The organism is Paraburkholderia diazotrophica, assembly GCF_038900755.1.
In the GTDB taxonomy this organism is placed as follows: domain Bacteria; phylum Pseudomonadota; class Gammaproteobacteria; order Burkholderiales; family Burkholderiaceae; genus Paraburkholderia; species Paraburkholderia diazotrophica_A.
The window spans coordinates 1-7,492 of the sequence record NZ_JBBPEN010000036.1; the positions used below are offsets into that span (position 1 = coordinate 1).

The 7,492-nt window shown below is 63.5% G+C and carries 9 protein-coding genes; all 9 read left to right on the forward strand.

Annotation, left to right across the window (positions count from 1 at the left end; genetic code table 11):
* The first annotated feature begins 142 nt into the window (after positions 1–142).
* Entirely contained in the window at positions 143–835 is a 693-nt protein-coding gene (urtE, locus tag AABE10_RS35640; RefSeq protein ID WP_342937755.1) for an urea ABC transporter ATP-binding subunit UrtE, read from the forward strand.
* Between the two features lie 33 nt (positions 836–868).
* Entirely contained in the window at positions 869–1,750 is an 882-nt protein-coding gene (locus tag AABE10_RS35645) for an urease accessory protein UreD (protein ID WP_342937750.1), read from the forward strand.
* A 248-nt stretch (positions 1,751–1,998) separates the two neighbouring features.
* A complete protein-coding gene (locus tag AABE10_RS35650) occupies positions 1,999–2,802 on the forward strand; it encodes a transporter substrate-binding domain-containing protein (protein WP_342937751.1) in 804 nt (267 codons plus the stop codon).
* A 76-nt stretch (positions 2,803–2,878) separates the two neighbouring features.
* Positions 2,879–3,181 carry an urease subunit gamma gene (ureA, locus tag AABE10_RS35655; protein ID WP_090864636.1) on the forward strand — a complete coding sequence of 101 codons (303 nt, stop codon included), beginning with the start codon at positions 2,879–2,881 and terminating at the stop codon, positions 3,179–3,181.
* Positions 3,182–3,193: 12 nt separating this feature from the next.
* Positions 3,194–3,499, forward strand: a complete 306-nt coding sequence (locus AABE10_RS35660) for an urease subunit beta (RefSeq protein ID WP_152757825.1) — start codon at positions 3,194–3,196, stop codon at positions 3,497–3,499.
* A gap of 54 nt (positions 3,500–3,553) precedes the next feature.
* The gene (gene ureC / locus AABE10_RS35665; RefSeq protein ID WP_342937752.1) at positions 3,554–5,260 is read left to right on the forward strand and encodes an urease subunit alpha; all 1,707 of its coding nucleotides are present in this window, start codon (positions 3,554–3,556) and stop codon (positions 5,258–5,260) included.
* A 1-nt stretch (position 5,261) separates the two neighbouring features.
* Positions 5,262–5,891 (forward strand): urease accessory protein UreE, encoded by a 630-nt coding sequence (ureE, locus tag AABE10_RS35670; RefSeq protein WP_342937753.1) that lies wholly within the window; start codon positions 5,262–5,264, stop codon positions 5,889–5,891.
* Complete coding sequence (locus AABE10_RS35675; RefSeq protein ID WP_342937756.1) at positions 5,878–6,558, forward strand: urease accessory protein UreF; 681 nt, start codon at positions 5,878–5,880, stop codon at positions 6,556–6,558. The genes ureE and AABE10_RS35675 overlap by 14 nt, the downstream gene beginning before the upstream one ends.
* 26 nt (positions 6,559–6,584) lie before the next feature.
* On the forward strand, positions 6,585–7,226 hold the full coding sequence (gene ureG / locus AABE10_RS35680) for an urease accessory protein UreG (protein WP_342937754.1): 642 nt from the start codon (positions 6,585–6,587) through the stop codon (positions 7,224–7,226).
* The last annotated feature ends 266 nt before the right edge of the window (positions 7,227–7,492 follow it).

The following is a 7,492-nucleotide window of genomic DNA, read 5'->3' on the forward strand; positions in this document are numbered from 1 at the left end:
GCAAAGGCAAAAGGACAAACCGCGTCGCAGACACAAACCGCATCGCGAGCGCCAGCGCAAAGGCAAAGGCAAAGGCAAAGGCAAAGGCAAAGGCAAGAACACCACAACAAAAGCAAGTGCCGAACGCAAAAAGGAAACGCAAATGCTAGAAGTACAAAACCTGAACCAGTACTACGGCGGCAGCCACATCCTGCGCGACGTGAAGCTCACAGTGCCGGACGGCAAACTCACCGTCCTGCTTGGCCGAAACGGCGTCGGCAAAACCACGCTGCTGCGATGCCTGATGGGCGTAGTCCCCGCAAAAACAGGCGAAATCACATGGCGCGGCGCGCCGATCACGAAGCTCGCCCCGCACGCGCGCGTCGCGCAAGGGCTCGCCTACGTGCCGCAAGGCCGGGACATCTTCCCGCGACTGACCGTCGAAGAGAATCTGCTGGTCGGCGCAGCCAGCAGAAAAGCCCCGAAGAAAATCCCGGACAGAATCTATACCCTCTTCCCGGTCCTCAAAGACATGCGAGCACGACGAGGTGGCGACCTCTCCGGCGGACAGCAACAACAACTGGCTATCGGCCGGGCATTGATGAGCGAACCGCAACTGCTGATCCTCGATGAACCGACAGAAGGCATTCAGCCATCGATTATCCAGGACATCGGGAGAACATTGCGCCAACTCGTCGAGGAAATGGGGCTGACAGTGCTGCTCGTCGAGCAGTACTACGACTTCGCCAAAGCGATCGCCGACCGCTACTGGGTCATGAGCCGAGGCGAAATCGTCGCGAGCGGCGAAGGCGTCGACATGGATCGCGACGGCGTGCGCAGCCTGATCGCGGTATAACGGCAACGACCGCCTAGCTGCTATCCTCGCCGCATGTCGCTGCACGAACACCACGCCACGCTCGCCACCATCGACGATCCGCCGCACGCCCAATGGCGGGCGCGGCTCGAACTCGGCTTCGTCAAACACGGCAGCCGCACGACGCTCGCCCATCGCCGGCATGAAGGTCCGCTGCGACTGCAACGCCCGCTCTATCCCGAAGGGCCATCCGTCTGTCACGCCGTGATCGTGCATCCCCCCGGCGGCATCGCGGGCGGCGACCGGCTCGATATCGACATACGACTCGACGCCGACACGCACGCCGTGCTCACGACACCCGGCGCAACGAAGTGGTACAAGTCCAACGGACGCGCCGCGCACCAGCGCATTGCGATACACGTCGGCGCGAATGCAAAGCTCGACTGGCTGCCGCAGAACAACATCGTGTTCGACGATGCAAACGCTTCGCTCGACTTCTCACTGACGCTCGACGAAGGCGCGAGCGCGCTCGGCTGGGACGCGGCGCAGCTCGGCAGGCAGGCAGCGGGCGAAACGTGGTCGGCGGGCCATGTGCGCGCGGTGTCGCGCATCGTCGGCGTCGATGGCGAACCGCTATGGTTCGAACGCGCCAGGCTCGCCGCCAGCGACCCGTTGCGCGACGCACCGCAAGGGCTCGCGCGTTTTCCCGCGTTCGGCACGGTGTGGGCGGTCAGCCCTCAATGCGATGACGCGCTCGCCGAATCGCTCACCGCCCAGCTGCCTTTCGACGGCAACATCCGCGCGGCCGCTTCGTGCGTGCGCCCTCGCGTGATGATCGTGCGTGGCGTCGCGAGATCGATGGAAACGCTCCAGCATGCGTTGATTCAATGCTGGATGCAGTTGCGTCCCATCGTCCATCGCGTCGATGCGGTGCCGCTGCGTCTCTGGACAACCTGAGCGAATCGCAACCGGCGCACCATCTTCGAGCGTCGAAGTGCTTCTATGTGGTGCAGGTCCATGGGCAAGGCGCGACAAACCGTTGCGGCATCCGTTGCGACATCCGCATGGCATCTACCTCGCACCCGCATGGCATAGCCCTTGCTGCTATTGGCGCCGCGCGATGCTGTCTATCCGCCGGCACGCTCAGGCAGGCAAGCACGCGAAACGACCCCGCCAAAAACCACACGCAAAAGACCAACGCCATCATGATCCGAACGACCGCTCATCGCCCGCGCCGCGCGTGGCTCGCCGCCCTCTTGCTCTCGCCGTTGCTCGCGCTCGCCGCGTCCGTCGCTCACGCCGATGCGCTCGACAACATCGCGAAAGCCGGGGTCCTGAAGGTCGCGGTGCCCGAGGACTATCCGCCGTTCGGCTCGGTCGGCCCCGATCTGAAGCCGCAAGGCTATGACATCGACACAGCCGCGCTGCTCGCAAAGTCGATGAACGTCAAGCTCGAACTCGTGCCCGTCAACAGCGCGAACCGCATTCCGTATCTGCAAACCAACAAGGTCGATCTCGTGATCTCGTCGCTGGGCAAGACGCCCGAGCGCGAGAAGGTAATCGACTTTTCGACGGCCTACGCGCCTTACTACCAGGGCGTGTTCGGTCCCGCCGACATCAAGGTGAGCGGCCCCGCCGATCTGACGGGCAAGACCGTTGGCGCGACGCGCGGCGCGCTCGAAGAAATCGCGCTCACGCAGATCGCGCCGAACGCGACGATCAAGCGCTTTGAAGACAACAACGCGACCATCTCGGCGTTCCTGTCCGGGCAGGTTCAATTGATCGCGGCAGGCAACATCGTCGCCGCGACGATACTCGCGAAGAACCCGCCGCGCCGCCCGGAGCCGAAGTTGGTCATCAAGAACTCGCCGTGCTTCGTGGGCCTCAACAAGAACGAGCCGCGCCTGCAGCAAAAAGTCGATGCGGCGATCACGCAGGCGAAGCACGACGGCACGCTCGATGCGATGTCGAAGAAGTGGTTCGGCACGAAGCTGCCCGCCGATCTGTAAGCGCGGCGTCGGTTGAAGCTGGTATCGTCAAGCGGCCCTGCGAGATGTACAGATACAACGAGACACGACGAAAGCGATGAAGCTGACTCCACGCGAAAGAGACAAACTCCTGATCTTCACGGCCGCATTGCTCGCGGAGCGGCGACGCGCACGCGGCCTCAAGCTCAACTATCCTGAGACCGTCGCGTTCATCACGGCCGCGCTGATGGAAGCCGCGCGCGACGGCAAGACGGTCGCGGAAGTGATGCACTACGGCACCACGCTCCTCACGCGCGACGACGTGATGGAAGGCGTGCCCGAGATGATCCCCGACATCCAGGTCGAAGCCACCTTCCCCGACGGCACGAAGCTCGTGACCGTCCATCATCCGATTGCGTGACGAGGCGCGCTCATGATCCCAGGCGAACTGATTACCGACGACGGCGAGCACGAACTGAACGCGGGCCGCGCGACCGTCACGCTGACAGTGTCGAACACGGGCGACCGCCCCGTGCAGGTCGGCTCGCACTATCACTTCTACGAGGTGAACGCGGCGCTGTCGTTCGATCGCGAAGCGGCGCGCGGTTTTCGTCTGAATATCGCGGCGGGCACGGCCGTGCGCTTCGAGCCGGGCCAGGAGCGCACCGTCGAACTGGTCGCGCTGGCGGGCGATCGCGTCGTCTATGGCTTCAATGGCAAGGTGATGGGCAAGCTTTGATTCGCGCGCCGCGCTTGCTCGCGCCGCCGCGGAAACAATCGGGAACCTCATAACATGACACTACGCATTGGCCGCCGCGCATACGCGGAGATGTTCGGCCCCACGACGGGCGACCGCGTGCGTCTCGCGGATACGGACCTGCTGATCGAAGTCGAACGCGACTACACGATCTATGGCGAAGAAGTGAAGTTCGGCGGCGGCAAGGTGATTCGCGATGGCATGGGCCAGTCGCAACGCGTCGCGGCCGATGTCGTCGATACCGTCATTACGAATGCGCTGATTCTCGATCACTGGGGCATCGTCAAGGCCGACATCGGCATCAAGGGCGGCCGCATCGTGGCGATCGGCAAGGCGGGCAATCCCGACATTCAGCCGGGCGTAACAATTGCGATCGGCGCGGCGACGGAAGTGATCGCGGGCGAAGGGATGATCGTGACGGCGGGCGGCATCGATACGCACATTCACTTCATCAGCCCGCAGCAGATCGATGAAGCGCTCGCGAGCGGCGTGACGACGATGCTCGGCGGCGGCACGGGTCCGGCGACAGGCACGAACGCGACGACCTGCACGCCGGGGCCGTGGCACATCGAGCGCATGCTGCAAGCCGCAGACGGCTATCCGATGAATCTCGGCTTTCTCGGCAAGGGCAACGTGAGCACGCCTGCGCCCGCGCTCGAGCAGATCGCAGCGGGCGCAATCGGCCTGAAGCTGCACGAGGACTGGGGCACGACGCCCGCTGCCATCGACAATTGCCTGTCGGTGGCCGACGATACCGACACCCAGGTCGCAATCCACACGGACACGCTGAACGAAGCGGGCTTCGTCGAAGCGACGGTCGCCGCGTTCAAGGGCCGCACGATCCACACGTATCATACGGAAGGCGCGGGCGGCGGTCACGCGCCCGATATCATCAAGGTCTGCGGCGAGGCAAACGTGCTGCCGTCGTCGACGAATCCGACGCGCCCATACACCGTCAACACGCTCGACGAACATCTGGACATGCTGATGGTCTGCCATCACCTCGATCCGTCGATTGCGGAAGACATTGCGTTCGCCGAATCGCGCATCCGTCGCGAGACGATTGCAGCGGAGGACATTCTTCACGATCTCGGCGCGCTGTCGATGCTCTCGTCCGATTCGCAGGCGATGGGACGTGTGGGCGAAGTGATCATCCGCACGTGGCAGACGGCACACAAGATGAAAGTGCAGCGCGGCGCGCTGCCCGAGGACAACACGCGTAACGACAACTTCCGCGCGAAGCGCTATGTCGCGAAGTACACGATCAACCCGGCGCTCACGCATGGCATCGCGCATGAAGTCGGTTCGATCGAACCGGGCAAATGGGCCGACATCGTCTTGTGGGAGCCTGCGTTCTTCGGCATCAAGCCGGCGCTGATCCTGAAGGGCGGCATGATCGCGATGGCGCAGATGGGCGACCCCAATGCGTCGATTCCGACGCCGCAGCCCGTGCATTATCGCGAGATGTTCGGCACGCGCGGCGGCGCATTGGCGCGCACGTCGCTGACGTTCGTATCGCAGATGGCGCTCGATGCGGACGTCGCCGGGCACTACGGCCTTGGCAAGCGTATCGTTGCAGTGAAGAACTGCCGCAACGTGACGAAGGCGCACATGATCCACAACGCGTGGCAGCCGTCGATCAGCGTCGATCCCGAGACGTATCAGGTGATCGCCGACGGACAGTTGCTCACCTGCGAGCCCGCAACAGTCCTGCCGATGGCGCAACGCTATTTCCTGTTCTGACATGCGAACGATCGACAAGCTGCTGGGCGCCCATATCAAACTCGCGCCCGTCCTGATCAAGCGCGCGCCGACGCTGACGCTCGCATTCGACGCGCGCTGCAAGAGCCGTCTTGCCGCCACGCTCGACGACGGCGAAGACGTCGCGCTGGTGCTGCCGCGCGGCACGGTACTGCGCGACGGCGATGTGCTCGTCGCGGACGATGGCGCGCTCGTGCGCATCGTCGCGGCAGCCGAGTCCGTGCTGATCGTGCGTGCGCCCGATGCGCTGACGCTGACGCGCGCCGCGTATCACCTCGGCAACCGGCACACGCGCGTCGAAGTGGGCGCGGATTATCTGAAGCTCGAATACGATCCGGTGCTCGCCGATATGCTGAAGCGTCTGGGCGCATCTGTCGATCGTGTCGAGATGCCGTTCCAGCCGGAAACGGGCGCGTATGGCGGCGGTCATCGGCACGGTCACGACGAGACGTTCGCCGAGGACTATGCGATGGCGCAGCAGGTATACGGCGAGCATCATGGCCGTGCGCATGCATACGATCACTCGCACTCGCACGATCACGGTCTTGATCACGGCGATTGCGATTCGTCGTCGTGCGGTCACGGGCATGGTCATCATCATGCGCATCGCTGAGCTGACCGCACTGTTGCATCTGGCGTCGCCGGCTTTGCCGATCGGCGCGTTCAGTTATTCGCAGGGGCTTGAAGCCGCGATCGAAGCGCAACTCGTCACTGACGCTGACAGCGCACGCGCATGGATCGAAAGCGGCCTTTCGAACGTGCTTGCGCACGGCGAGTTGCCGTTTCTCGCGCATCAGATCGAACGCTGGTGCGCGCATGATGCCGCTGCTTTGAGCGCGAGCAATCACGAATTCCTCGCGAGCCGCGAATCGGCGGAACTGCGGCGCGAGACGGAACAGATGGGATGGTCGCTGCGGCAGTTGTGCGCGTCGCTCGAATGGGGCGACGACGAGCGCCGCGCGACGCTCGCGTCGATCGTGCCGATTGCGCAGCCGACGGCATTTGCGTTCGCCGCCTTCGCGCACGATGCCGCCACGGACGCCGCGCTCGCCGCCTATGCGTTCAGTTGGGTCGAGAACCAGGCGGCGGCTGCGCTGAAGGCCGTGCCGCTTGGACAACTCGCCGGACAGCGCATCATTGTCGCGCTGCGCGAGCCGATCGACGTAGCCGTCAAAGCGGCGCTGGCCACTTCGCCCGACGAGATCAACACGTTCGCGCCGCAGCTCGGCATTTTGTCGGCGCGTCACGAGTCGCAGTATTCGCGGCTTTTCCGCTCATAGCCTTTCGCTTTTTCGTGATCAGAAACATGAACGCACCTCATCCGATGCATCGCACTAGAAAACTCCCGCCGCTGCGCGTGGGCGTCGGCGGCCCTGTCGGTTCGGGCAAGACGACGCTGCTCGAAATGCTCTGCAAGGCGATGCGCGACAAATACGACCTCGTCGCGATCACGAACGACATCTATACGAAGGAAGACCAGCGTCTGCTGACGATCGCGGGCGCTCTGCCCGCCGAGCGCATCATGGGCGTGGAGACGGGCGGCTGTCCGCATACGGCCATCCGCGAGGACGCGTCGATCAATCTCGAAGCCGTCGACCGCATGCTGACGCGCTTTCCCGATGCCGACATCGTGTTCATCGAATCGGGCGGCGACAATCTGGCCGCGACGTTCAGCCCCGAGCTGTCCGATCTGACGATCTACGTGATCGACGTCGCGGGCGGCGAAAAGATTCCGCGCAAGGGGGGGCCGGGCATCACGAAGTCGGACCTGCTCGTGATCAACAAGACGGACCTCGCGCCGATGGTGGGCGCGAATCTCGATGTGATGGCGTCGGATGCCAGGAAAATGCGCGGCGCGCGGCCGTTTGTGATGTGCAATCTGAAGGCACTCGAAGGCCTTAGTGATGTGATTGCGTTTATCGAGGAGAAGGGGTTATTGAGGGTTTGAGTTTTTTTGTCTGCGACGCTGGGTGGTTTTTTGGGCTTGCCGACGGCATCCGCGATTGCGGTTTGTGTCTGCGACGCGGTTTGTCCTTTTGCTTTTGCGCAGGCATCCGCGATGCGGTTTGTGCTCTGCGATGCGGTTTGTCCTTTGCCTTTGCGCAGGCATCCGCGATGCGGTTTGTGTCTGCGACGCAGTTTGTCCTTTTGCCTTTGAGCAGGCATCCGCGATGCGGTTTGTGTCTGCGACGCGGTTTGTCCTTTTGCCTTTGA